At 66.9% G+C, this 25,028-nt stretch carries 22 protein-coding genes and 1 tRNA gene; 13 read left to right on the top strand and 10 right to left on the bottom strand.

Translation table 11 applies throughout. The features are described 5' to 3' along the window. Positions 1-467: 467 nt before the first annotated feature. Both AC0B44_RS11440 and AC0B44_RS11435 read right to left on the bottom strand, forming a co-directional pair. Positions 468-555 (bottom strand) — tRNA-Ser (locus AC0B44_RS11440). A gap of 27 nt (positions 556-582) precedes the next feature. Further along, the gene (locus AC0B44_RS11435) at positions 583-1,053 is read right to left on the bottom strand and encodes a MarR family winged helix-turn-helix transcriptional regulator (protein ID WP_471902991.1); all 471 of its coding nucleotides are present in this window, start codon (positions 1,051-1,053) and stop codon (positions 583-585) included. Positions 1,054-1,149: 96 nt separating this feature from the next. On the opposite strand from AC0B44_RS11435, the gene AC0B44_RS11430 reads away from it, so the two are divergent. After that, positions 1,150-2,136, top strand: coding sequence for an NAD(P)H-quinone oxidoreductase (locus AC0B44_RS11430; RefSeq protein WP_471902990.1), 987 nt, complete (start codon positions 1,150-1,152; stop codon positions 2,134-2,136). 4 nt (positions 2,137-2,140) lie between these two features. Here AC0B44_RS11430 and AC0B44_RS11425 read toward each other — a convergent pair whose 3' ends face one another. Beyond that, positions 2,141-3,340: a cysteine desulfurase-like protein gene (locus tag AC0B44_RS11425; RefSeq protein ID WP_471902989.1), complete on the bottom strand. Its 1,200-nt coding sequence runs from the start codon at positions 3,338-3,340 to the stop codon at positions 2,141-2,143. A 255-nt stretch (positions 3,341-3,595) separates the two neighbouring features. Between AC0B44_RS11425 and AC0B44_RS11420 the strand changes: the two genes are divergently transcribed. From AC0B44_RS11420 to AC0B44_RS11405, 4 genes are all read left to right on the top strand, one after another. Then, positions 3,596-4,096, top strand: coding sequence for a bacterial proteasome activator family protein (locus AC0B44_RS11420; protein WP_471903016.1), 501 nt, complete (start codon positions 3,596-3,598; stop codon positions 4,094-4,096). 44 nt (positions 4,097-4,140) lie between these two features. Beyond that, positions 4,141-5,004, top strand: a complete 864-nt coding sequence (wzt, locus tag AC0B44_RS11415) for a galactan export ABC transporter ATP-binding subunit Wzt/RfbE (RefSeq protein WP_471903015.1) — start codon at positions 4,141-4,143, stop codon at positions 5,002-5,004. Next, entirely contained in the window at positions 4,997-5,893 is an 897-nt protein-coding gene (gene glfT1, locus AC0B44_RS11410) for a galactofuranosyltransferase GlfT1 (RefSeq protein ID WP_471902988.1), read from the top strand. Before wzt ends, glfT1 begins: the two co-directional genes overlap by 8 nt. Before the next feature lie 87 nt (positions 5,894-5,980). Continuing rightward, on the top strand, positions 5,981-7,762 hold the full coding sequence (locus AC0B44_RS11405; protein ID WP_471902987.1) for an AMP-dependent synthetase/ligase: 1,782 nt from the start codon (positions 5,981-5,983) through the stop codon (positions 7,760-7,762). Between the two features lie 94 nt (positions 7,763-7,856). Here the strand turns inward: AC0B44_RS11405 and AC0B44_RS11400 are convergent, their stop codons facing one another. After that, complete coding sequence (locus tag AC0B44_RS11400; protein WP_471902986.1) at positions 7,857-8,435, bottom strand: hypothetical protein; 579 nt, start codon at positions 8,433-8,435, stop codon at positions 7,857-7,859. Between the two features lie 151 nt (positions 8,436-8,586). Here AC0B44_RS11400 and wzm point away from each other — a divergent pair, with 151 nt between their 5' ends. Further along, positions 8,587-9,432 (top strand): galactan export ABC transporter permease subunit Wzm/RfbD, encoded by an 846-nt coding sequence (gene wzm, locus AC0B44_RS11395; RefSeq protein WP_471902985.1) that lies wholly within the window; start codon positions 8,587-8,589, stop codon positions 9,430-9,432. Here the strand turns inward: wzm and AC0B44_RS11390 are convergent. The 3 genes from AC0B44_RS11390 to rfbB form a co-directional block, all read right to left on the bottom strand. Then, positions 9,420-10,943: a glycosyltransferase family 39 protein gene (locus AC0B44_RS11390; RefSeq protein WP_471902984.1), complete on the bottom strand. Its 1,524-nt coding sequence runs from the start codon at positions 10,941-10,943 to the stop codon at positions 9,420-9,422. The genes wzm and AC0B44_RS11390 overlap by 13 nt on opposite strands. Before the next feature lie 3 nt (positions 10,944-10,946). Next, positions 10,947-12,851 carry a glycosyltransferase gene (locus AC0B44_RS11385; RefSeq protein WP_471902983.1) on the bottom strand — a complete coding sequence of 635 codons (1,905 nt, stop codon included), beginning with the start codon at positions 12,849-12,851 and terminating at the stop codon, positions 10,947-10,949. A gap of 145 nt (positions 12,852-12,996) precedes the next feature. Further along, positions 12,997-14,004 carry a dTDP-glucose 4,6-dehydratase gene (gene rfbB / locus AC0B44_RS11380; protein ID WP_471902982.1) on the bottom strand — a complete coding sequence of 336 codons (1,008 nt, stop codon included), beginning with the start codon at positions 14,002-14,004 and terminating at the stop codon, positions 12,997-12,999. 60 nt (positions 14,005-14,064) lie between these two features. Here rfbB and rfbA point away from each other — a divergent pair, with 60 nt between their 5' ends. The 3 genes from rfbA (at position 14,065) to AC0B44_RS11365 (ending at position 16,495) form a co-directional block, all read left to right on the top strand. Further along, positions 14,065-14,940: a glucose-1-phosphate thymidylyltransferase RfbA gene (rfbA, locus tag AC0B44_RS11375; RefSeq protein WP_471902981.1), complete on the top strand. Its 876-nt coding sequence runs from the start codon at positions 14,065-14,067 to the stop codon at positions 14,938-14,940. A 3-nt stretch (positions 14,941-14,943) separates the two neighbouring features. After that, complete coding sequence (gene rfbC / locus AC0B44_RS11370) at positions 14,944-15,525, top strand: dTDP-4-dehydrorhamnose 3,5-epimerase (protein WP_471902980.1); 582 nt, start codon at positions 14,944-14,946, stop codon at positions 15,523-15,525. Positions 15,526-15,619: 94 nt separating this feature from the next. Next, entirely contained in the window at positions 15,620-16,495 is an 876-nt protein-coding gene (locus tag AC0B44_RS11365; protein ID WP_471902979.1) for a DUF559 domain-containing protein, read from the top strand. 48 nt (positions 16,496-16,543) lie between these two features. Here AC0B44_RS11365 and AC0B44_RS11360 read toward each other — a convergent pair whose 3' ends face one another. Then, positions 16,544-17,089 (bottom strand): GtrA family protein, encoded by a 546-nt coding sequence (locus tag AC0B44_RS11360; protein ID WP_471902978.1) that lies wholly within the window; start codon positions 17,087-17,089, stop codon positions 16,544-16,546. 7 nt (positions 17,090-17,096) lie between these two features. On the opposite strand from AC0B44_RS11360, the gene AC0B44_RS11355 reads away from it, so the two are divergent. The 4 genes from AC0B44_RS11355 to AC0B44_RS11340 all read left to right on the top strand — a co-directional run bounded on the left by AC0B44_RS11355 (position 17,097) and on the right by AC0B44_RS11340 (position 21,718). Beyond that, the gene (locus tag AC0B44_RS11355) at positions 17,097-17,474 is read left to right on the top strand and encodes a VOC family protein (RefSeq protein WP_471902977.1); all 378 of its coding nucleotides are present in this window, start codon (positions 17,097-17,099) and stop codon (positions 17,472-17,474) included. A 47-nt stretch (positions 17,475-17,521) separates the two neighbouring features. Then, the gene (locus tag AC0B44_RS11350; protein ID WP_471902976.1) at positions 17,522-18,946 is read left to right on the top strand and encodes an FAD-binding oxidoreductase; all 1,425 of its coding nucleotides are present in this window, start codon (positions 17,522-17,524) and stop codon (positions 18,944-18,946) included. After that, complete coding sequence (locus AC0B44_RS11345; protein WP_471902975.1) at positions 18,946-19,707, top strand: decaprenylphospho-beta-D-erythro-pentofuranosid-2-ulose 2-reductase; 762 nt, start codon at positions 18,946-18,948, stop codon at positions 19,705-19,707. Before AC0B44_RS11350 ends, AC0B44_RS11345 begins: the two co-directional genes overlap by 1 nt. Positions 19,708-19,846: 139 nt before the next feature. Continuing rightward, the gene (locus AC0B44_RS11340) at positions 19,847-21,718 is read left to right on the top strand and encodes a galactan 5-O-arabinofuranosyltransferase (RefSeq protein WP_471903014.1); all 1,872 of its coding nucleotides are present in this window, start codon (positions 19,847-19,849) and stop codon (positions 21,716-21,718) included. Here the strand turns inward: AC0B44_RS11340 and AC0B44_RS11335 are convergent. Together AC0B44_RS11335 and AC0B44_RS11330 are read right to left on the bottom strand one after the other, a co-directional pair. Further along, entirely contained in the window at positions 21,696-22,124 is a 429-nt protein-coding gene (locus AC0B44_RS11335) for a DoxX family protein (protein WP_471902974.1), read from the bottom strand. The two genes, AC0B44_RS11340 and AC0B44_RS11335, sit on opposite strands and share 23 nt — an antisense overlap. Positions 22,125-22,191: 67 nt before the next feature. Beyond that, positions 22,192-24,969 carry an FAD-binding and (Fe-S)-binding domain-containing protein gene (locus tag AC0B44_RS11330; protein ID WP_471902973.1) on the bottom strand — a complete coding sequence of 926 codons (2,778 nt, stop codon included), beginning with the start codon at positions 24,967-24,969 and terminating at the stop codon, positions 22,192-22,194. Positions 24,970-25,028: the final 59 nt, after the last annotated feature.

Below are 25,028 nucleotides of genomic sequence, written 5' to 3'. Positions count from 1 at the left end.
TACTGACGACTTCACCGAGCGACTCTCCCGCGGAGTGTCATGTGTTTGGTCATACCCAGCCCCCGTGATATCAGCGCCTACCACTCCTCGGGCGTCTTTCCGCGCTGCTGAGCCCGCGCACGCCCGCGGCAGATCAAGCGCTAACCCGGATGTTCACGCGGTGGCTCGGAAAGTCGTCCCGCGCCAGCCTGCCTGAGCGCTACTCCTCGTCGGCCGCAACCTGCGCCGCCTCCTACTTAGGTTTGTTCTGCAGCTCGTCAAGCTACCTTCGAAGTCTCAAATCTCTCACGCAGCCGGCGTCTCACGCCGTCCGGTACCGGATGTCCCCGCTCGGCAGGTCGACTTTCCCAACGCCATTCCTAGACGTCGCACCCGCGATCCCCAACGACCACTTGCATGTCTGTGGCCAATCGGGGCGTTGCCGGACCTTCCCAAGTCAGGGCACAAACTAGACCGCACCTTGCCTTTGGCGGAAGCGGAGGGATTTGAACCCCCGTTGGTTTTACCCAAGCTCGCTTTCAAGGCGAGTGCATTCGGCCGCTCTGCCACGCTTCCGTCGCAAATCCTAACCGCATCTCCGGCCTAGTGGTCGGCGAGGGCTTCGTCGATCCGGCCGAAGATCTGCGCGAGCGCTTTGACCTGGCTCTTGGAGAGAAGGTCGATGAGGTTGGTGCGGACGTCGCGGACGTGGGTGGGAGCGGCTTCGGCGAGACGCCGGCGCCCCTCATCGGTGACGGAAGCCAGCACGCCACGACCGTCGTCGGGGCACGAACCTCGCACGACAAGCTTCTGCTCTTCCATCCGGCGGATCTGATGCGTGAGACGGCTGCGCGACGAGAGGACACCATCGGCGAGTTCGCTCATCCGGAGGGAGCCGTGCTCCGCCTCGGAGAGCAGGACCAGGATCCGGTACTCCGCCAACGACAATCCGTGCCGCTCCTGCAGATTCCGGTTGAGCGCATCCATCAGGCGTCCGTTGCCGTTGACGTAATTGCGCCACGCTGTCTGCTCGTCCGCGGTCAACCAGTTCGGCTCGTCCTGTTCGCTCGTCACGCGGGAAGTCTAGTGGCGCACCCCAGTGGCGGGTTCGCGATGTGTACGCGGTGAGGGAATGACCACCCGCGGCACGCACACGCTAGCGTCGGGGTCATGCACGCAATCGTCGTTACCGAACCCGGTGGTCCCGAAGTTCTCCGGTGGGCCGAGTACCCCGATCCCACGCTCGGTCCAGGCGAGGTCCTGCTCGATGTCGCAGCGACCGCCGTCAATCGTGCGGACCTTCTGCAGCGCCGTGGGCTCTACCCGCCGCCGCCCGGTGCGAGCGAGATCCTCGGGCTCGAATGCTCCGGTGTCATCGCCGAACTCGGTGAGGGCGTGAGCGGCTGGAAGATCGGCGACCAGGTGTGCGCGCTCCTTTCCGGTGGCGGTTATGCCGAACAGGTCGTGGTCCCGGCCGCCCAGTTGCTGCCCGTACCGGCGGGAATCGATATCGCCGTGGCGGCGTCTCTCCCGGAGATCGCCTGCACAGTGTGGTCGAACGTCGTGATGACCGCAGGACTCGAACGCGGCGACGTGCTGCTCGTCCACGGAGGTGGCGGCGGGATCGGCACGCACGCCATCCAGGTGGGCAAGGCGCTCGGCGCGAAGGTGGCGGTGACCGCATCGGCCGGCAAACTCGACCGGTGCCGCGAACTCGGCGCGGATCTCGCGATCGACTACCGCACGCAGGATTTCGTCAGCGAGGTGCGCAAAGCGTTCGGGGGTGCGGACGTCGTGCTCGACAACATGGGCGCGGCGTACCTGTCCCGCAACATCGATGTCCTCGCACCCGACGGACGACTCGTCGTGATCGGCATGCAGGGTGGCACCAAGGGCGAGATGAATTTCGGCAAGCTCCTCGCCAAGCGCGGACACGTGATCGCGACGGGTCTGCGCGGCCGCCCGGACACGGGCAAGTCGGGTAAGAGCGCGATCGTCGCGTCGGTCCGCGAGCACCTGTGGCCGCTGATCGAAGAGGCGAAGGTGCAGCCGGTCGTGCACGCGGAGCTTCCCATCACGGAGGCCGCGCGGGCGCACGAGATGCTCGACAGCCCCGACACGGTCGGCAAGGTGGTACTGCGGGTCGAGCGGAGCTGACCGCTCAGAGGTTGCGCAGCTCGCGGACGAGCTGGTCGATTTCGAAGGTCGTGGTGTAGGGCGCGAGACCGACGCTCACCGCGCCGCCTTCGTCGCTCACTCCGAGCGAGTCGAGCAGCCGGCTCGTACCGCGGGTACTGGCCATCGTCTCGATGCGACGGTCGGCCAGATACGCCGCAACCTTCTCCGCGGGCATGCCCTCCACGGTGAAACTGAGGGTGGGCACCCGGCTCGGTGCCCTGCCCAGCACCATGACACCGGTGAGGCTGTCGAGCTGACGCAGCAAACGGTCGAACAATCCGTCCTGGTAGTTCTGCATCGAGCTGATCGACGTTTCCAGGCGGCTCCGGCGGCTGCCGGAGGCGGTGTCGTCGAGCGAGGCGAGGAAGTCGATGGACGCGGGCAACCCGGCCAGCAGACCGAACTGGTGTCCGCCGACCTCGAGGCGCTCGGGTCCGCGGGCGTGCGGGTCCAGCGACATGGCGGGCACACGATCCAGGTGGGACGGGTCGCGGAACACGAGCGCGCCGATCTGCGGTCCGCCCCAGGCCGCGGCGTCGACGGTGAGGATGTCGGCTCCGAGATCCTCCATGTCGATGTGGGCGAAGGGGGCCGCTGCCGCTGCATCGACCACCATCAGTCCGCCGACTTCGTGCACGAGATCGGAAACTATCCGCACGTCGGGCGCCGACCCCACGATCGACGACGCCGCGGTCAGCGCGACCAGCCGGGTGGTCGACGTGATGAGTTCCTCGTACTGCCAGGTGGGCAGATCGCACGTGTCGATCTCGATCTCGGCCCAGCGGACCCGCGCGCCGTACCGGCTCGCGACACGCAGCCACGGCGCGATGTTCGCTTCGTCGTCGAGCCGGGAGAGCACCATTCCGGTGCCCAGACCGAGCTTGGAACTGAGCGCTTCCGCGAGCCACGCCAAGAGAACGGAATGGCTCGGCCCGAGCACGACACCCTCGGGGTCGCCACCCACCAGGTCGGCGACGGCGATGCGCGCATCCTCGAGGATCGCGGCGCTGCGGCGGGACGACGAGTGCCGTCCGGCGGCCGAGGACGACGCATTCCGGAAGGCGGTCGACACCATGCGCGAGACCGCGTCGGGGATCTGCATTCCCGCTTGCGGATCGAGGTGAATCCAGCCGTCGCCGAGCGAGGGGATGAGCCCCCGGATCCGGGCAACGTCGTAAGCCATGGCTGACACTCTAAAACCCTGTGTCAATCAAGGTCGCCGCCGCCGGGGTGTAGGCGGGCCGGTTGCCCGCGATCGGGTGCCCTCGAGCCGATGTGCCTCGGCGCCGGACCGGAGATTTCCGACGGGAAACAACGTGTCGTGACGTTCGTCGGTGGGAGGGGACAGAATGGAGCCATGACGAATCCGGACAGCGACCAGGTTCTGGTGATCGGCCCCGACGGCCAACCCGTCCGTGTGCCCCGACGGGAAGCGCAGATGGCCGACCCCGGGGCGGCGAAGGACGGCGACTCGGAAGGGAGCGGCGAAACCCTCGCCGACATGGTCGAACAACCGGCCAAGGTCATGCGCATCGGCACGATGATCAAGCAGCTTCTCGAAGAAGTCCGGGCCGCACCGCTCGACGACGCGAGCCGTACCCGGCTCCGGGAGATCCATCGGTCCTCGATCCGCGAACTCGAACAGGGGCTCGCCCCGGAACTGCGCGAGGAGCTGGAGCGCCTCGCCCTGCCGTTCACCGACGACTCGGTCCCGTCCGATGCGGAACTCCGGATCGCGCAGGCCCAACTCGTGGGTTGGCTGGAAGGTCTGTTCCACGGCATCCAGACGGCCCTGTTCGCCCAGCAGATGGCTGCTCGCGCGCAACTCGAGCAGATGCGGCAGGGTGCACTTCCGCCCGGCCTCGGCGGGACGGTCGCGCGCGGCGGCGAGCAGCCGGGTCCCGGCCCCGGACACCCCGGCACCGGGCAGTACCTGTAGGTGCGCGGGGTACCCTCGGTACCCGTGTCAGCCTCTGGAGCCGCATCGTGAGCCGTGTCAGCATCGAAACCCGCGACGCGTGCGTCGACTTTCCGATCTTCGACGCCAAGACGCGGTCGCTGAAGAAGGCGTTTCTCGGTAAAGCGGGCGGTTCGATCGGTCGCAACAACTCGGACGTGGTCGTCGTCGAGGCACTGCGCGACATCACGATGTCGCTGAAGGAAGGCGACCGCGTCGGACTTGTCGGGCACAACGGTGCAGGCAAGTCCACGCTGCTGCGCCTGCTGTCCGGCATCTACGAGCCGACGCGCGGATTCGCGCAGGTCAACGGCCGGGTCGCGCCCGTGTTCGACCTCGGTGTCGGCATGGACCCGGAGATCTCCGGCTACGAGAACATCGTCATCCGCGGCATGTTCCTGGGCATGAGCCGCAAGAAGATGCTCCAGAAGGTCGACGAGATCGCCGACTTCACCGAACTCGGCGACTACCTCAACATGCCGCTGCGCACGTATTCGACGGGTATGCGCGTGCGCGTCGCGCTCGGCGTCGTGACCAGCATCGATCCGGAGATCCTGCTGCTCGACGAAGGCATCGGCGCGGTCGACGCGGAGTTCATGAAGAAGGCCCGGGTCCGGTTGCAGGACCTCGTCGCGCGTTCGGGCATTCTCGTCTTCGCGAGCCACTCGAACGAGTTCCTGGCGCAGTTGTGCGACCAGGCGATGTGGATCGATCACGGACAGATCCGCGAGCGCGGCGACATCGAGCACGTCGTGCGGGCCTACGAGGGCGACGAGGCAGGCGACCACGTGCGCACCGTGCTCCACGACCTCGAACTCGAACGTCAACGTAACGGCGCCGTACGGAACGGTTCCGACGCGGCGGCCACGTCAGGCACCAACAGTGTCTGACGAATGCATCATCGGCGTCGTCGTCACGCATCGTCGCCGTGAACTGCTCGCCGAGTCGCTGAAGGTTCTGTCGACTCAGACTCGCCCCCTCGACCATCTCGTCGTGGTCGACAACGCCGATGAGGACGCCGTGCGCGAACTCGTCGAGTCCGCCGACGTCCCCGCGACCTACCTGGGCTCCAAGCACAATCTCGGCGGCGCCGGCGGTTTCGCCCTGGGCATTCTGTACGCACTGTCGCTCGGGGCCGACCGGGTGTGGCTCGCGGACGACGACGGTCGCCCCGAGGGGCCGGACGTGCTCGCGACACTCCTGGACTGCGCGCAGCGCAACGGTCTGGCCGAGGTGTCGCCGGTGGTGTGCGACATCGCCGAACCCGATCGCCTGGCGTTCCCGCTTCGGCGCGGGGTCGTGTGGCGACGGTGGCGTCACGAACTCGGGGACGAAGATCTGCTTCCCGGTATCGCGTCGCTGTTCAACGGAGCGCTGTTCACCGCTGCTGCGATCGACGCGGTGGGCGTGCCCGACCTGCGACTGTTCGTCCGCGGCGACGAGGTGGAGGTGCATCGTCGCCTCGTCAGATCGGGGTTACCGTTCGGTACGTGCCTGCAGACGGCGTACCTACATCCCGACGGCGCCGACGAATTCAAGCCGATCCTCGGCGGTCGCATGCACACCCAGTACCCGGACAACGAGACCAAGCGGTACTTCACCTACCGCAACCGCGGTTACCTGCTGGCCCAGCCCGGGCTCCGGAAGCTGTTGCCGCAGGAGTGGATTCGGTTCGGCTGGTACTTCCTGGTGACGCGACGCGATCCCGCCGGGCTGCGCGAGTGGGTTCGGTTGCGCAAGCTGGGGCGGGAAGAGAAGTTCGAGCGCCCTTCCCAATAGCCACTTCTCACAACGAATTTCGCGGTTCCGCCCACAGGCGTTGGCAGTTCGACCTACTCTGACCGCCACCGTCTCTGGGAGCCTGCGATGACATCTCGTCTCGACTCACCGTCCACCCTCTGTGCCGCTTTTCAGACCACTGCGGCGTCGTACCCCGACCACGTCGCCGTGCGGACGCCGGACAACTCCGTCCGATACACCTGGCGCGAGTACTCCGAGAAGGTTCGTGCCCTCGCCGCCGGTCTCGCCGGTCTCGGTGTGCGGGCCGGCGACACCGTCGGCATCATGCTGACGAATCGCCCCGAATTCCATCTCGTCGACACCGCCGCCTTCCATCTCGGCGCGGTGCCGTTCTCGATCTACAACTCGCTGACCGCCGAGCAGATCGCCTACGTGCTCGGCAACGCCGGGAACCACGTGATGATCTGCGAGGAGCAGTTCGTTCCTGTCCTGCAGCAGGCGATCGGCGAGACGAAGGTCGAGCACCTGATCTGCGTCGACGCGAAACCCGAGGGCACGCTCTCCCTCGAAGACGTCGAAGCCGCCGCCGAAGAATCGTTCGACTTCGAGGCCGCGTGGAAGGCGGTACAGCCGTCCGACCTGCTCACGCTCATCTACACCTCCGGAACGACCGGGCCGCCGAAGGGCGTCGAACTCACCCACGCGAACCTGCTCGCCGAACTCGCCGCGACCACGACATTCCTGCCCACAGGGCCGGACGACCGCATCGTGTCGTACCTGCCCGACGCGCACATCGCCAACCGCTGGGGTTCGCACTACTCGAGCATCTACAGCGGGATGCAGATCGTCACGCTCGACGACCTGAAAATGGCCATCGCGGTGCTGCCCAGCGTGCGGCCGACGTTGTTCGGCGCGGTCCCCCAGGTCTGGTACAAGGTCAAAGCCGCAATCGACAAGACCCTCGCCGAGGAATCCAGCCCGGTGAAGAAGCGGCTCGCGCTGTGGGCGATCGACGTGGGACGCAAGCGCGCGCGCCTGCAGTCCGACGGCAAGCCCGTGCCGAGGGCCCTCGAGATGCAGCATGCGCTCGCCGACAAACTGGTGCTGTCGGCCGTCCGCAAGAAGCTCGGTCTCGACGAGGTACGCGCCGCCGTCACGGGCGCCGCCGCGATCTCCCCCGAGGTGCTCGAGTTCGTCCTGGCGCTCGGGATTCCGTGCTCCGAGGTGTGGGGAATGTCCGAGACGTCGTGCGTGGTGACGATGAACCGGCCCGGGAAGATCCGGATCGGCACCGTCGGCCAGGCCGTCCCCGGCGTCGAGATCAAGACCGCCGACGACGGAGAACTCCTCGTGTCCGGCCCGCTGATCATGCGCGGATACCGCAACGACCCGGTCAAGACCGCAGAAGCCATCGATTCCGATGGCTGGCTGCACACCGGCGACATCGCACGGATCGACGAAGACGGTTACGTGACGCTCATCGACCGCAAGAAGGAACTCATCGTCAATGCGGCGGGCAAGAACATGTCGCCCACCAACATCGAAGGGGCGCTCCGGGCCGCGTGCCCGATCCTGGGCGGAGCCGTCGTCATCGGCAACGACCGCCCCTACATCGTCGCGCTGCTCGCACTCGATCCCGACGCGCTACCGCTGTTCGCCGAGCAGCGCGGGCTCAGCGGGTCGCACGAGGAACTTTCCCAGCACCCCGTCGTCCTCTCCGAGGTGGAGATGGCGGTGAAAGAGGCGAACACCAAGCTGTCGCGTGTCGAGCAGATCAAGAAGTACACCGTGCTCTCGACGATCTGGGAGCCGTCGGGCGACGAACTGACGCCCACGATGAAGCTCAAGCGCAAGCCGATCGACGCGAAGTACGCGGCGGAGATCGACGCGCTGTACGCGAACGCGTGATGTGAGAGGCAGGTGATCTGCACGGTGAACGGGGATGTGCGCGTGTAATTGCGCGCGTCGATCCCCGTTCACCGCGTGAATGCCTGCTGGCGGGTCAGACCGTGTCGTCGGCCGGGGCGCTCGCGATGCGGTCGAGGACGGCCCGCGCGAGCCACTTGTTGTGCTGCTCGTCCGAGTCCATCCCCTCGAGTTGCTCGGCCAGCCGGCGAATAGGACTGCCGCTTGCCGAGAGTTCTTCGAATGCAGCGAGAGACGACTCGTCGAAGAGATCGACCACCACGACGGCGGCTTCCGAAGCACCGGATTCATCTTGAACAAAACGGACGGCGGGAAGCGCCTTCGCGAGCGCGGCGAGCGACTTGCCTGCTTCCTCCTCGAGCGCCGAGCGTGAGACGCCGACGGACGCGAAGCAGCTCACCGATCCGTCGGGTCCCTCCGTGGGCTTGTCGAGTCGGAGGACTTCGGTGGTGCCGACTGCGAGCGAGAACAGCGGCGCCTCGTCGCCGCGGCCGGGCAGACAACTCACCGTCCAGCGCTCGACCTCCCCGGCTGCCGGATCCTCGAAGGCTGTGTCCAGGTAATAGGCGAGCAGGTCGAGTGACATCTCGTACAGGTCTTCGTCGCGCCGAAGCTCTCGGAAGCTCTCTTCCGATGCGGCCGGGTTCGTTGCCATCGTTCTCCTGCTCGTCCGGATCGATCCTCCCCGAGCCTACGAGTTCGCCCCGTCGTGAGGCACAGCGCGCTCGTGCCGCCGGGTGCCCGGACCGACGAATCCGGCCCACACGTGGTTGGGGCGGATTTCCGCGCGGGTAGGCTCGGGCCTTGTGTCTGCTCCCACCCATGTCGACGAACCGCTGGGAAAGTCTTCTCGGACGTTCCGGCGCGCGTTCCAGGATCTGCGCGATGGCTTCAACCATCGTGAGTTGTGGCTGTTGCTCGGCTGGCAGGACATCAAGCAGCGGTACCGGCGGTCGGTGCTCGGGCCGTTCTGGATCACCATCGCGACCGGTGTCTCGACGATCGCGATGGGCCTGCTGTACGGCACGCTGTTCAATCTCGATATCGCCGAATTCCTGCCGTACGTGGCACTCGGCTTCATCATCTGGAACCTGATCCAGGGCTCGATCCTCGAGGGCGCAGACGTCTTCATGGCGAACGAGGGCCTGATCAAGCAGCTACCGACACCGCTGAGCGTGCACGTCTATCGACTGGTGTGGCGACAGATGATCTTGTTCGCGCACAACATCGTCATCTATATCGGCATCTTCATCGTCTTCCCGCAGAACCTGAGCTGGACCGCGCTCGCGGCCATCCCGGCTCTCGGTTTGATCGCGATCAACGCGGTGTGGATCTCGCTGGTCTTCGGCATCCTCTCCACCCGCTACCGCGATATCGCACCGCTGCTCGGCAGCCTCGTGCAGTTGCTGTTCTTCATGACGCCGATCATCTGGACGGAGAAGTCCCTCGCGGGCACCGGCAACGAAGACCGGGCGCGGATCGCGGAGATCAATCCGCTGTACCACTTCCTCGACATCGTCCGGACCCCGCTCCTCGGCGGCGACCAGCAGGTCTACCACTGGGTGATCGTGCTGATCATCACGGTGCTCGGCTGGGGACTCGCCCTGCTCACCATGCGCAACTACCGCTCGCGCGTCGCCTACTGGGTCTGAGCCGGCTCGAGTTCGATCAGCTGCAACCGGTTGACGGGTTCCTGGCCGGTGACCACGAATCCCGCTTCGGCGAGCGCGCGGTAGGTCTCGGTGTCGGTGAATCGGTAGCGCTCGAACCGCCACCACACGTCGTTGGGGTGCCACACCGTGAAGGGTGTGCCGCGGTCACGGTCGGCGATCACCCACAGCTTCGAGCACCGGTCGGCGGCGCGCTCGGCCAGCACGGACGGCGGCGCATCTGACGACCACAGGCTCGTCCGCTCGGCAGCGGTCCGATCCAAGCCCACGTCCACGAGGTCCTCGAACGCGTCGGGACGTGAGTCGGCTACCGCGCGCGGGGAGGTCGGCTGCCACGACACCGACGGCTCGAACGCGACACAGTCGCCCGGCTGGGACACCTCCTCCAGCCGGTCCGCGACCACGCTGTAGTCCATCCCCCCGGCCTTGCCGAACGGCTGACGCTGAACCATGTACGCCGGTGCCGCGGCGAGCGCGACGGCGACCAGCACCGCAAGCATCGACCACCACCGCGTCGCGACGCGGCTGAGCGCCCAGCCCAGGAACAGTGTCACCGCGGGCACTGTGAACGACAGGTACCGGTCGAGGTACATATTGCTCGCCAGCAGGGAGTACACGAGCAGGATCGTCATCGGTACGAGAAATCCTGGCACCGCAAGCCACAGCAGAAAGCGTTCGCCCGGCCGGACACCCCGTACGGCAGCCGTCACCGCGCCCAGCACGGCGAGCACCCAGCACAGCCCCGCCGCCCACGGCGCCTCCGGGAACCACTGCCCGACGACGATCGTGTAGACGACCGTCTCGTCGACCGGCGGGATCCACGACACCTGCTTGACCTGCGAGTAGGCCAGTACGAGAAACGGCAGCGACAGGACGATCCCCCCGGCGGCCGCAAGCACGAACCGCAACCGGTCACTGCGCCGTGACGCGCGACCACGGGTGACGGCCCACGCCGTCACCAGATGCGCGGCGAGCACCGTCGCTGTATAGACGAACATCATCGTCGCGACGGCCGCCACCACCGCGTAGAGCACCCACCAGCGGGTCCGGCGACGCTGCAGGGCGAGAACGAGCACCAGCGACAGCACCGCCGCACACGCCACCGCGAACGCGTACGAGCGGGCTTCGGTGGCCGCCCAGGTCACCCGAGGGAGAATCGCGAACAACACCCCCGCCGCGACCGCGGCAAGTCGGCCGGCGAGTATTTGCGCGGTCGCCGTGACGGCGGCGGCCCCGACACCGAGCGCCAGCGCACCGGGTATGCGCGCTGCGAACTCACCTGGACCGACGAGAGCGAACCAGCCGTGCAGCAGGATGTCGTGCAAGCCGTGCACGGCGTCCCATTCGGCGAGCAACTCGAGCAGATCACCGAACGGCCGATCGGCAGCGGAGATCGTTGCCGCCTCGTCCCACCAGAACGACGGAACCCAGGAAAAAGCGGCACCGACGAGCACGGTCACTCCCCCGATCAACAGGGGAAGCGGCCACTTCATCGGTCAGTCGTCGATGCCGTACAGCCGCGCCCAGTTCTCGCGACTCGTGAGCTTCGGCATCGCTTCCTGCCACACGGTCTTCATCCGGGGAGCTTCCTTGCGCAACTGCCAGCACACCTTCGCAGCACGCTTGGTGAGTTCGACGGCGGTGTCCTTGTCGCGACGACGCACGCGCACCGCGTTCTGCGACGCGTCGGTGACCACAGCGCCGTCGAACAACGAGACGTGCCACCAGTCCGCGTAGTCCGCCGGGACGGTGACCGGGCGACGGTCCACCTTGCCCGCGAGTTGCTGCGCCGCACGCTTGAGAAGCACGAGACCCTCACGCTTCTTGTCGGGCTCGAACTCCCACACCGACATCTGCGTGTGGGGATCAGCTTCCTTGCCGACCTGCGACGCGGGCAGCGGCTTGGTTTCCGGGTAGCGGTCGCGCAACTCCCGCAGTTCCTTCAGGACGGACTGTCCTCCGTCGTACAGGAAGTCGGGGCCGGCCAGGAAGTCCTCGGCCGCCTTGATGAAGGTCGCGGCGAGGCCGTACTGCATCGAGACGATGAGTTCGCCGATCTTGCGGAACAGGTACTTGGAGATGTCGGGTCCGTCGAAACGCCCGTAGATCGCCGACACCACGAGACCGTTGCGGATGCTGAAGTACCGCGCCCAGTCGTCGTAGTCCTTGAGGTAGAAGTCGGCGTGCCACACACCGGCATTCGGCAGGGTGACCGTCGGGTGCCCGGCGAAACGCGCGCGGATGCCGTACTCGATGTCGTCCCACTGGAAGAACAGCGGTATCGGCAGTCCGCAGTCGGCGATGATCTCGGCGGGGAGCAGACACGTCCACCAGCCGTTCCAGCCGGCGTCGAACCGCGGATCCTGCTTCTTCTTGGTGAGGTCGACGCCCATCTTGGCGCCCGGGGTCAGCACGCCGGCCTTGATCTCGTCGAGCACCTCACGTTCCGCACTGACGTGCAGGACCTGGGGGTTGCTCAACGACAGCATCTGGGCTCCGACGATCGTCGGCTGCACCGTCATGTTCGCGAACGCGTTCAGCCGCAACACCGACTCCGGCTCACACAGGATGTCGTCGTCCATGACGATGACGTTGGCGTGTGCCGCTTTGGCCGAGCGGGTGATCTCGTACATGCCGCGGGAGAATCCGCCGGCACCACCGAGATTGGGCTGCGTCAGGTAGATGAGTTTACTGCCGAGCTTCTCGGCGACCTCGTCGAACGCGGGATGCGACCGAACCTGATCGGTGCCCTGGTCGACGATGCACACCGCATCGATGTCGGCCATTGCCCCGTCGTCGGACGCGAGCGTGCCCACGGTGACGGTGCAGTCCTCGGCACGGTTGAACGTGCAGATCACGACCGCAGCCGGACGCAGGTGCTCGGGCGCCGCGACCGTCCAGCGTGCGTCGGAGATGAGAACCGAACCGTTGCTGGCCTCGACGCCGAACCAGATCGCCCCGCCGTCGACGAAGCGCTCGATGGGCACCTCGAGGTCGAGTTCGCCCGACCCGGAAACGGTCTCGACGGAGACGACGCGTTCGCGGCCCCGGGCGTCGGACGCGTGCACGACGATCCGTGCACTGCCCGAACATCCGTACGTGAGCTGCAGATTCACGGTCTTCACGTCGGTCCAGCGCTGCCAGAAGCTGGCGGGGAACCTGCCGAAGTACGTGTTGGTGTGGGCTGTCGCGCCGTCGGCGAGCTGGAGACCGTAGCGGTCTGCGGCAGCTTCGCCCTTCGTGACGACGTACATCTTCCCGGGCACCCGCGGCGACAGCGACGCGAAGACACCGCGCTGCACGATCAGCCGATCCCGGTGCACCGGTTCGGTGAGCGCGCTGTCCAGCGCTTCCGCGTTGCTTTCGATCGCTGTCGTGTCGCCGGCAGTTGCCTGCTCCATCGAACTACTCCCCGCTAGTGGTCGATCCTGTTACGGATGCGACAGTAGCAGCGCAAATAGGTGTCTCAATGGCACGTACACACACCTCGCGCGATTCGTCCCATTCGGGTCTTCGGGCCTGAACACCCCAAGAACTGCAGGTCGCTCAACCGCCGAGGATTCTTTCGCTGCGTTCGTACACGGCCTCCGTGGCCGTTTTCTGTGGCCTCCACCACGTCTCGTGCGTGCGGTACCACTCGATCGTCGCCGCGAGCCCGGCCCGGAAATCGCGGTAACGCGGCTCCCACCCCAGCTCCGTTCGCAGACGTGTCGCGTCGATCGCGTACCGCAGGTCGTGGCCCGGCCGGTCGGTGACGAAATCGAATGCGTCCTTGTCCTCGCCGCACAACTCGAGCACCGTCTCGACGACCGTCCGGTTGTCCGTCTCCCCGTCGGCGCCGATCAGGTACGTCTCCCCGATCCGGCCTTTCTCGATGATCGTCCACACCGCACTGTTGTGGTCGTCGACGTGAATCCAGTCCCGCACGTTCGCCCCGGTGCCGTACAACTTTGGCCGCACCCCGGTCAGGACATTGGTGATCTGACGGGGAATGAACTTCTCGACGTGCTGGTACGGGCCGTAGTTGTTGGAGCAGTTCGAGATCGTCGCGCGCACCCCGAACGAGCGCACCCACGCGCGCACCAGCAGATCGGACCCGGCCTTGGTCGACGAATACGGACTGGACGGGTTGTAGGGCGTCGCCTCGGTGAACTTCGCCGGGTCGTCGAGTTCGAGATCGCCGTAGACCTCGTCGGTGGAGATGTGGTGATACCGCACGTCGTACCGCCGGACCGCTTCGAGCAGGGTGAAGGTGCCCACCAGATTGGTGTGCACGAAGGGCGTCGGGTCGCTCAGCGAGTTGTCGTTGTGCGATTCGGCGGCGAAGTGCACCACCAGGTCGGCATTCGCGACGAGACGGTCGACGAGTTCGGCGTCGGCGATGTCGCCGTGTACGAACGTGATCTTGTCGGCGACGGGATCGAGGGATGCCCGGTTGCCGGCATAGGTGAGCTTGTCGAGCACGGTCACCTCGACGCCGGGACGGTCGGCGACGGTCTGGTGCACGAAGTTCGCGCCGATGAATCCGGCGCCGCCGGTGACGAGCAGCCTCATGACGCCAAACCCTACCGACAAACCGAGAGATGTCCCGGTGGACGTGGAACACTTGCCCGCATGCGCGGAATCATCCTGGCCGGCGGGACCGGTTCGCGACTGCACCCCATCACCCTGGGCATCAGCAAGCAGCTCACACCTGTCTACGACAAGCCGATGATCTACTACCCCCTCTCGACACTGATGCTCGCGGGCATCCGGGAGGTCCTCGTCATCACGACTCCGCACGACCTCGACCAGTTCCGTCGACTGCTCGGCGACGGATCCCGGTTCGGAATCGAGTTGACCTACGCGGTACAGGAAAAGCCCGACGGACTGGCCCAGGCATTCGTGCTCGGCGCCGACCACATCGGCAACGAGTCCGTCGCATTGGTCCTGGGCGACAACATCTTCTACGGACCCGGCCTGGGCAGCCAGCTCACCCGGTTCACCGACGTCGACGGAGGCGCAGTGTTCGCCTACCGCGTGTCGGATCCCTCTGCCTACGGGGTGATCGAGTTCGATTCCGCCGGTCGCGCGCTGTCGCTCGAGGAAAAGCCCACCGACCCGAAATCGCCGTACGCGGTGCCGGGACTGTACTTCTACGACAACGACGTCGTGGAGATCGCGCGCGGCCTGACACCGTCGGCGCGCGGAGAATACGAGATCACCGACGTCAACCGCACATACCTCGAGGCCGGAAAGCTGCAGGTCGAGGTGCTACCGCGAGGCACGGCGTGGCTCGATACCGGCACCTTCGATTCCCTCCTCGACGCATCGAACTACGTGCGCACCATCGAGCAACGGCAGGGGCTGAAGATCGGCGCACCGGAAGAGGTCGCGTGGCGTCGCGGATTCGTCACCGACGAGCAATTGCGTGCACTCGCCGAACCGTTGGCGAAGTCGGGGTACGGAAAGTATCTGCTCGAGTTGCTGGAACGAGGAAGGGACTTCTAGGCAATGCAGTATCGCGAGTTGAAAGTCGGCGGGGCGTGGGAGATCACGCCGGCCACCTTCGGTGACGAGCGGGGCCTGTTCCTGGAATGGTTCAAGCAGGCCACGTTCGCCGAGGCGACCGGCCGGGATCTGGAATTGGCGCAGGCGAACTGCTCGGTTTCGGCAGTGGGCGTGTTGCGGGGCATCCATTACGCGGATGTCCCACCGGGACAGGCGAAGTACGTCACGTGCGTGTCGGGCTCGGTGCTCGACGTCGTGGTCGACCTGCGCGTCGGGTCGCCGACGTTCGGGCAGTGGGATTCGGTGCTGCTCGACACGACCGACCGTCGGGCGATCTTCCTGGCGGAAGGACTCGGGCACGGTTTCCTTGCCCTGGAGGACAATTCGACGGTGGTGTACCTGTGCTCGACGCCGTACACCCCGGATCGGGAACATGAAGTGCATCCGCTCGACCCGGAGATCGGGATCGACTGGCCGTCCGTCGGGCCGGACGGGAGGCCGCTCGAATACGAACTGTCGGCCAAGGATCGTGCCGCCCCCACCCTCTCCGAGGCACGTGAGGCAGGCCGGCTTCCCGTTCTCTGAAACTTTGGTGGTTCGATGCCCGCTCTGCGGGCACTGATTCACCAAGGCCGGACGGCACCGGAACCTCTTACGACGATGCCGCGTCGAACGAGGCATGGACCGCAAAGAGATCCACACGATCATGGCCCGACAGGACGGCGTGGTCACGCGCATCCAGGCACTCGGATGCGGCATGAGTTCGACATCGGTGGGCCGGAAGGTCGCGACGGGCGAATGGACGACGCTCGCGCCGGGCGTCTACCTGCGTTCCGATCGTGAACGCACCGACGCCGTCGAACTGCGCGCCGCGGTCTACGGAGCCGGGCAGGAAGCGGTGGCGTGGGGTCCGAGCGCCGCGTGGTGGCACGGATTGCTCGAGCGGCCACCCGCTCGCCACTACGTGACCGTTCCCCACCACCGGATCCGTTCGTGCACCCGGGCGACCCGCGTGCGCCGTCGGGACCTGCACTGGAAGGACACCGTCGTGGTCAGGAGCCTGCCGTTGACGGCTCTGCCCCTCACCGTCCTCGAGGCCGCGACCGAAATGCCGAGCGGGTCGGTGCTCATGGACCGCGCGTTGCAGCGGCACACGTCGCTCGAGGTTCTGCAGCAGGTGCATCGCCGCAACTCCGGGCGGCACGGCGCTCGCGCGGCGTCACGCCTGCTGTGCTCGGCGGGTGACGGCGGGCATTCGGAAGCCGAGCGCATCCTGCACCGGATCCTGCGCGACGCGGGTCTGACGGGATGGCGGGGGCACGTGTGGAGCTGCGGGTTCGAGATCGACGTGGCCTTCGAGGCTCGGCGGGTTGCCGTCGAAGTCGACGGCTGGGCCTGGCACCGCGACGCGCATCGTCATCGCCGCGACGCCGAACGTCAGAACGTCCTGGTCAACGCCGGCTGGCACGTCCTGCGCTTCACCTGGCACACCCTGATCGACGATCCCGACGGGGTGGTCCGGCAGATTCGGTCGGCTCTGGATTCCCGCATCTGAAACGTTGGTGGGAAAGTGCCCGCTCAGCGGGCAACAACTCACCAGAGTTCAGCGGATGCGGAAGATCACCAGACGCTGCACGGCGAAGTTGATGACGGTCGCGGTGCCCTGCGCGACGACGAACGCGAACGGGGTGACCCACCACTCGTTCCCGAGCGAGTCGTTGAGCACGCCGTTGATGCCGACCTGCGCGGCGAACGTCACGGCGTACAGAGCCACGACCGCGGCGAAGCGCAACTTGCTCGGCTCCGCCTTGAACGTCCACCGCCGGTTGATGAGGTACGCGGTGGTTGTGCCCGCGACGAACGAGAGCGCCTTCGCTCCGTCGCGGGTGACGCCGAGCGCCATGAGCAACACGTACAGGCCGTAGTCGACGACCGCCGACAGGCCACCCGTCAGCACGAACCGCACGAGTTGCGTCTTGAGCGACAGCGCATCGTCGGCCGTGGAATCGGTCAACGGCAATTCCGGGGCCAGCGGTGCGTGGTGTTCCGGCAACGGCTGCACGTGGTCATGGGGTTCGGGCACGCAGACGAGGGTAACGCCCCCGACCGAACCGACAGTTGACCTCGAGTCCGCTCGAGGTTGCACCATCGGGTTCATGAGCATCGCGCTGAATCACACCATCGTCCACGCGACCGACCCGAAACGATCTGCGCTGTTCCTGTCGGAGATCCTCGGTGTCGGGTCGCCGACCCCCTACGGACCGTTCTTCGTTGTGCAGGTGGACAACGGTGTCTCCCTGGACTTCATGGCCGACCGGCACCTCGTCCGACCGCAGCACTACGCATTCCTCGTCGGAGACGGAGAATTCGACGACATTCTCGGCCGCATCCGATCCCGCGAACTGGAGTTTTGGGCGGACCCCACACATCGCCGCGGTGGCGAGATCAACACCCGTGACGGCGGGCGGGGCGTGTACTGGGCGGATCCCGACGGTCACAACCTGGAGATCCTCACAAAACCGTATGGAGGCTAACCCTGCTCTTGCAGGGCCCCTCGGGCACGCGGGTAGCCTTCATCCTGATGTCCACGACAGCTGCAGAGCAGGCGAGTGAGCCTCTCCCCACCCAGACCCGCACCCTGACCGGCTGGGGGCGCACCGCGCCGACCACCGCAGAGGTGCTCACCACACCCGATGTCGAACTGATCGCGCAGGCAGTCGCCCGCGTCGCGGAAGACAACGAGTCCAAGCCGTCGCATCTGCGGCGCGGTGTCATCGCGCGCGGTCTCGGCCGCTCGTACGGTGACCCGGCCCAGAACGCGGGCGGACTCGTGATCGACATGACGGCACTGAACAAGATCCACAGCATCGACCGCGAATCGCGGCGTGTCGTGGTCGACGGCGGTGTCGACCTCGACCAGCTGATGCGGGCGGCTCTGCCGTTCGGCCTGTGGGTCCCGGTCCTGCCGGGAACGCGCCAGGTCACCATCGGCGGTGCCATCGGCTCGGACATCCACGGCAAGAACCACCACAGCGCGGGCAGCTTCGGCAACCACGTGCGCTCCCTGGAACTGCTCACCGCCGACGGGCAGATCCGCACCTGCACACCCACCGGGCGCAACTCCAAGCTGTTCTGGGCGACCGTGGGCGGCATGGGCCTGACCGGCATCATCCTGCGCGCGACGATCGAGATGACGCCGACCGAGACGGCGTACTTCGTCGCCGACAGCGTGCGCACCGAGAGCCTCGACGAGACCATCGCGCTGCACAGCGACGGCTCCGAGGAGAACTACGACTACTCGAGCGCCTGGTTCGACGCGATCTCCGCGCCGCCCAAGCTCGGACGCGCCGCGGTGTCGCGCGGTTCGCTCGCCACGCTCGACCAGTTGCCGAAGAAGCTGCAGAAGGATCCGCTGCGCTTCTCGGGGTCGACTTTGCTGACCTTCCCCGACATCTTCCCGAACGGTCTGGCGAACAAGTTCGACTTCTCGGTCGTCGGCGAGTTGTACTACCGCAAGACCAAGAACGCGACCGGCCAGATCCAGAATCTGACGCAGTTCTACCACCCTCTCGACCTGTTCGGTGAGTGGAACCGGGCCTACGGTCCCAAGGGATTCCTGCAGTACCAGTTCGTCGTGCCGCCCGAGGCCGTCGAGGAATTCAAGAAGATCATCCGCGACATCCAGCAGTCGGGGCACTACTCGTTCCTCAACGTGTTCAAGCTCTTCGGCGAGGGCAACAAGGCGCCGCTGAGCTTCCCCATGAAGGGGTGGAACGTCTGCGTCGACTTCCCGATCAAGGACGGCCTCAACGAGTTCGTCCGCGAACTCGACAAGCGGGTCCTCGAGTTCGGCGGACGGCTCTACACCGCGAAGGATTCGCGCACGTCCGCAGAGACGTTCCACGCGATGTACCCGCGTATCGACGAGTGGCTCAAGGTGCGCCGCACGGTCGACCCCACCAATGTCTTCGCTTCCGATATGTCCAGAAGGTTGGAACTGCACTGATGATCAACGCCGTGGGTAACCCCCAGACCCTGCTGCTGCTCGGTGGCACCTCCGAGATCGGCCTGGCCATCGTCGAGGAGTACCTGCGCAAGGCGCCTGCCCGCGTGATCCTCGCGGCTCTGCCCGGCGACTCGCGCCGTGAGGACGCCGTCGCCCAGGCGAAGGCTGCCGGTGCGACGTCCGTCGACCTCATCGACTTCGATGCACTCGACACCGCGAGCCACCCCGCCGTCATCGACCGGGCATGGAGCGGCGGCGACGTCGACGTGGCGATCGTCGCGTTCGGCCTCGACGCGGACGCCGAGACGCTCTGGCAGGACCAGCGCAAGGCCGTGCAGGTCGTGAATGTCAACTACACCGCTGCCGTGTCGGTGGGCGTGCTGCTCGGCGAGAAGATGAAGGCGCAGGGCTTCGGTCGCATCATCGCCATGTCGTCGGTCGCCGGTGAACGCGTGAAGCGCGCGAACTTCGTCTACGGCTCCACGAAGGCCGGGCTCGACGGCTTCTACCTGGGCCTCGGCGAGGCGCTGGCGAAGTTCGGGCCGCGCGTGACGGTCGTGCGCCCCGGACAGGTGCGCACCCAGTTCAGCGCCCATGTCGACGAGGCACCGCTGACCGTGAACAAGGAGGACGTCGCGAAGCTCGCGGTCGCCGCCTCCGACAAGGGCAAAGAGATCGTGTGGGCGCCGGGCACCTTCCGGTTCGTGATGATGGTGCTGCGGCACGTCCCGCGCGCGATCTTCCGCAAGCTGCCGATCTAGGAGGCGTGGGGAGAGCAGCGGCACCGGCCGGTATGTCCGAGCGCGTTCACTAAGCTCGACAACCGTGACCGACGCGCCCGTGAGCTCCCCCGCCCTTCCCGTCGCTCCGTTCCGTCGGATCGCGGCCACCGCCGGCGCCATGGTCGCCGCGGTGGTCGTCGCGGTGCTGGTGTCGGCGGTCGGGTTGTTCGCGTTCGGGCGGGTGCAGTGGCCGGCGTTCAACTCGTCCAACGTCACCCAGGCCGTCACGACCGTCATGCAGGTCGTGGCGCTCGCTGCGCTGGGCCTGTCGATCTACTTGTTGCGTCGTCGCAGGTACGTCTGGGGCGCGCGGATCCTGTCCTGGGTGGCGTTGTCCGGCCTGGTCACCGCGACCCTCGGCATGCCGCTCGCCGCGACCCGCCTGTATCTGCACGGCATCTCGGTCGATCAGGAGTTCCGTACCGAGTTCCTCACGCGCCTGACCGACAGCCCGGCCCTGCGCGACATGACGTATGCGGATCTGCCGCCGTTCTACCCGTCCGGGTGGTTCTGGATCGGTGGGCATGTCGCGAACGTTCTGGGTATGGACGGCTGGGAGGCGTTCAAGCCGTACGCGATCGGTTCGATCGCCGTCGCCGCGGTGCTCGCGCTGGTGCTGTGGTCCGAACTCGTCCGCAGCGATCTGGCGGTTCTGGTTACGACGGCGACCACCGCGATCGTGCTAGCCTACGGGTCTCCCGAGCCGTACGGCGCCGTGATCGCGTTGCTGCTCCCGCCCGCCCTCGTCCTCGCGTGGGGCGCGCTGGCACCTGCGCGCGGCTCCGGTGACACACACAAGACCCGCCAGGGGTGGGGAGCCGCCATCGGGACGGGCTTGTTCCTCGGGGTCGCCGCCACTTTCTACACGCTCTACCTGGGACTGGCCGCATTCGCAGTGACGGTGATGGCGGTTGCCGCTGCGATCCTGGCGCGCCGCGCCGGCGGATCGTGGCGGGCCGCGTTGCCGGTGCTCACCAAATTCGTGGTGATCGCCGCGATCGCCATGGTCGTCGCGCTGACGGTGTGGGCACCGTTCCTCGCCGACGTGCTGAGCGGCGCCTCCCCCTCGGGCTCGGGGACCGCCACCCACTATCTCCCCGAAGCCGGTGCGAAACTTCCGCTGCCGATGTTCCACGCCTCCCTGGTCGGGTTGCTGTCCCTGCTGGGCACAGTGTGGCTGATCGGCAGGGCCACGTCGTCGCGTCGCGCGCAGGCGCTCGGGCTCGGCGTGATCGCCGTCTACCTCTGGTATCTCGCGTCGATGGCCTTCACCGTTCTCGGCAATACGCTGCTGGCCTTCCGGCTCGAGGTGATTCTGCTGGTGCTGCTCGGCGCCGCCGGTGCGTTCGCGTTCGTCGACTTCTCCCGGTGGATCAGCCTGGCTACCAGTGACAATCCGCGGGTGCGGCGGGTTCTGGTCGCGGTCGGCGCGCTGGGAGCCCTCGCCTTCGCGCAGAACATCCCGCAGGTGCTGACGAACGAGATCAACCTCGCCTACAGCGACACCGACGGCAACGGCGAACGTGCCGAACAGCGGCCGCCCGGCGCGGCGTCGTACTTCGCGGAGGTCGACGAGGTGCTCACCTCGCAACTGGGCCCGGAACGCAGCGACTGGGTCGTCCTGACCGCCGACACCTCGTTCCTCGCCTACTATCCGTACTTCGGTTTCCAGGCGCTGACGTCGCACTACGCCAACCCGTTGGCGGACTTCGCTTCTCGTGCCGCAGCGATCGAGAGCTGGTCCGAACTCGATTCCGCCGACGAACTGATCGCCGCGTGGGACGAACTGCCGTGGCGAGCCCCCGACGCCATCGTCTTCCGACAGAGCGCCGAGGGCTACACACTGCGCCTGGCCGAGGATGTGTACCCCAACGACCCGAACGTGCGTCGCTACACGGTGACCTTCCCCGAGGAGTTGTTCGACGACCCGCGCTTCACGGTCACCGAGGTCGGTCCCTTCGTGGTGGTCACACGCGCCGAAGGGGCATGACGGCCCGGACACCGGCGTCGCGCAGGTACAACCCACCCCACACGAAGATTCCGACGTAGATCGGGAACAGGGTCGTGCTGAGGATCGGCTGTTCGGTGAGCATGTTGCTCGCGACCGCGCCGCCGAGGTACCCGGTGAGCAGCACTGCCCCGAGGATCGACGTGACCGGCACGATGTACAGCACCAGGCTCACTAGCAGGACGGCCCCGATCACCCTGTTCAGGCTCGGATCGAAGCCGAGATCGGCCATTGCGTCCTGCACCTGCGACGTGTTCATCAGGTGGATGACCGAGTCGAAGAGCAGAAACAGCACTACCAGTGCGGTGACGACGAGCCCGGCGATGCGAGCGGGCTTGGACGCGATGCCGTTGTCGGTTCGCTGAACCGATTGCGAGGTGGTGGTCATGAGAGTCTCCCGAGATCGATGCGGCTTGTGTTCCTACATCGACCGGTTCCACCGCGAGAACTCATCGCTACGACAGTCGCGACGCCAGAAGTTCGGCGAGATGAGTACCGCGACGCGAGGTCAGATCACCGATCTGGGTGCGGCACGAATACCCGTCGGCAAGCACGACCGTGTCCTCCGACGCGGCTTCGACGGCCGGAACGAGCTGAGCTCCGGCCACGGCGACCGAGACGTCGTAATGCCCGCGCTCGACGCCGAAGTTGCCCGCCAGACCGCAACACCCGCCGAGCCGCTGCACCTGCGCGCCCGCGTTCCGCAGCAGAACCGCGTCGGCACCCCACCCCATGACCGCATGGTGGTGGCAGTGCGGCTGGGCGACGATCTCGGTGCCGTCGAGCGACGGCGGCGTCCAGTCCCCCAGGAATTCGGCCAGGGTGGACGTGCTGCCGGCAACGATCCGGGCCGGTTCGGAGCCGAGCATCTCGACCGCGTCCGAACGCAGCACCGCGGTACACGACGGTTCGAGTCCCACGATCGGCGTGCCGATGCGAAACAGCTCGGAGATGGTCCGGCCCAGAATCTTTCGCGCAGCCCCGAGCTGCCCGGTGGTGATCCATGTCAGAGCGCAGCACTGCTGCTCCTCGGTGATCAGCACACGATGCCCGGCAGCCTCGAGCACCTGCACCGCGGCGACACCGACTTCGGGCGTGAAGTATTCGGTGAACGTGTCGACGAACAGCACGACCGGACGCCCCGACCGGGATCGCTGCGGTGCGGTGTCGGCGAACCAGCGTCGAAACGTTCGGGGCGCGAACGCCGGCACGTGGCGGCGCCGGTCCATTCCCGCGAGCACGAGGCCGGCAGTAGCGACACCCGGCACTCGTGTGACGCTGTTGACCAGTCGCGGCGCGCGCGACGCGAGTGCGGCCCAGCGCGGTAACCGACCCAAGCTGTAGTGCGAGATCGGGCGCCGCCGGCCGCGGTACGTCTGGTGCAGCACTTCGGATTTCCACGTCGCCATGTCCACGCCGGTGGGGCAGTCCGACAGGCAACCCTTGCAGGACAGGCACAGATCGAGCGCCTCGTGTACTTCCTTCGACCTCCACGAGTCGGTGACGAGTGTGCCGTTGAGCATCTCCTGCAGCACCCTGGCCCGTCCGCGCGTGGAGTCCTTCTCTTCACGAGTGGCCAGGTAGGACGGGCACATCACCCCGCCCGTCCCCGTGGTGTCGGCACGGCACTTGCCCACACCGGTGCAGCGGTGCACCGCCTGCGTGAAGTTTCCGTCGTCTTCGGAGTAGCGGAAACCCAACTGGTCGTTGATCTTCCGTGCCGCAGGAACCCGAAGGTCGACGTCGACGGGGTGAGGGTCGACGAGGACTCCGGGGTTGAGCACGTTGTCGGGGTCGAATACGGACTTGACCGCGCCGAACATCCGGATCGCTGCCGGGGAGTACATCAGCGGGAGTAGTTCGCTGCGTGCTCGGCCGTCGCCGTGTTCCCCGGACATCGACCCGCCGTAACCGGCAACGAGTTGTCCTGCCGCGAAGAGGAACTCGCGGAACATGCCGGGTACGTCGAGCGGCACGTCGAGGCGGATGTGGATGCAGCCGTCGGCGAAATGCCCGTAGGGATAGCCGGTGATGCCGTAACTGTCGGTCAGTTCCTGGAATTCGCGCAGGTAGCTGCCGATGCGTTCGGGCGGCACGGCGGCGTCCTCCCAGCCCGCGTGCGCCGGCAGGCCCTGCGGGCTCCGCGCGGACAACCCCGACCCGTCCTCACGGATCCGCCACAGCGCGTCCGCCCGCGCTTGCCCGTCCACGTTCAGCGCGTCCACCGCACCGGACGCCGTCACGAGGCCCCGCGCGCGCTCGCGTACCTCGTCGGGGTCGTCCCCTGCCAATTCGACGAACAACCACGCCGCACCGCGCGGCAACGGCGGCACCGCATTCGGCCCACGACGGGCACGGACCACGTCGACGATCCGGGAATCGAGTCCCTCGCACGCGGTCGGCCGGAAGCACAGCAGCGTGTGGGCTGCGTTGCCGGCCGCGACGATGTCCGGATAGCCGAGCACCACCATCGTGCGCACAGGAGGATCCTCGACGAGACGCAGCGTCGCCTCGGTGGTGATGCCGAGCGTCCCCTCGCTTCCGATCAGCAGTCCGCGCACGTCGAACCGGTTCTCTGGTAGCAGGCATTCGAGCGCGTAGCCCGACACCTGGCGTCCGAACCGGCCGAACTCGGTGCGGACGGTCGCGAGGTCGCGCGCGACGATCTCGCGCAGCGGTTCGAGGAACCGGTCGGTGCCGGGCAGCGAAAGCGGATGTCCCGTGCCGGTGAGCACCTCCAGGGCCACCACGTTGTCGGACGTACGGCCGTACCCGAGGGCGCGGGCACCACACGCGTTGTTGCCGATCATGCCCCCGACGGTGCAGCGGTTGTGGGTGGACGGATCCGGGCCGAACCGGAGTCCGTACGGTGCCGCGGCCCGCTGTACCTCGGTCTGCACGACACCCGGTTGCACCCGGGCGGTGCGGGCCTCGGGATCGACCTCCAGCACCCGGCCGAGATGGCGGGAGAAGTCGAGCACCACACCCGGGCCGACGGCGTTGCCGGCGAGCGACGTCCCGGCACCCCGCGAGGTGAGGGGCACACCCTCGCGGCGGCACACGTCGAGGACGGCAACGACCTCGTCGACCGAACGCGGCCGCACCACGGCCTCCGGGGGCACCCGATAGAGAGAGGCATCCGACGAGTACAGCGCTCTCGTGGTGGTGTCGTCGCGGACCTCTGCGATCCCGGCGCCCCGCAGCGCGCGTCCGATCGGCGTCGCAGTGTCCATGCTGTTCGATGCTAGTGGCGTCGATGTTGCGCCGGACCGGGTCGGCAGAACGCGCCACG

This window comes from Rhodococcus sp. NPDC019050, assembly GCF_055664235.1.
Note: the sequence above shows the minus strand (reverse complement) of the source record. Positions and strands in the feature narration are given on the sequence as shown.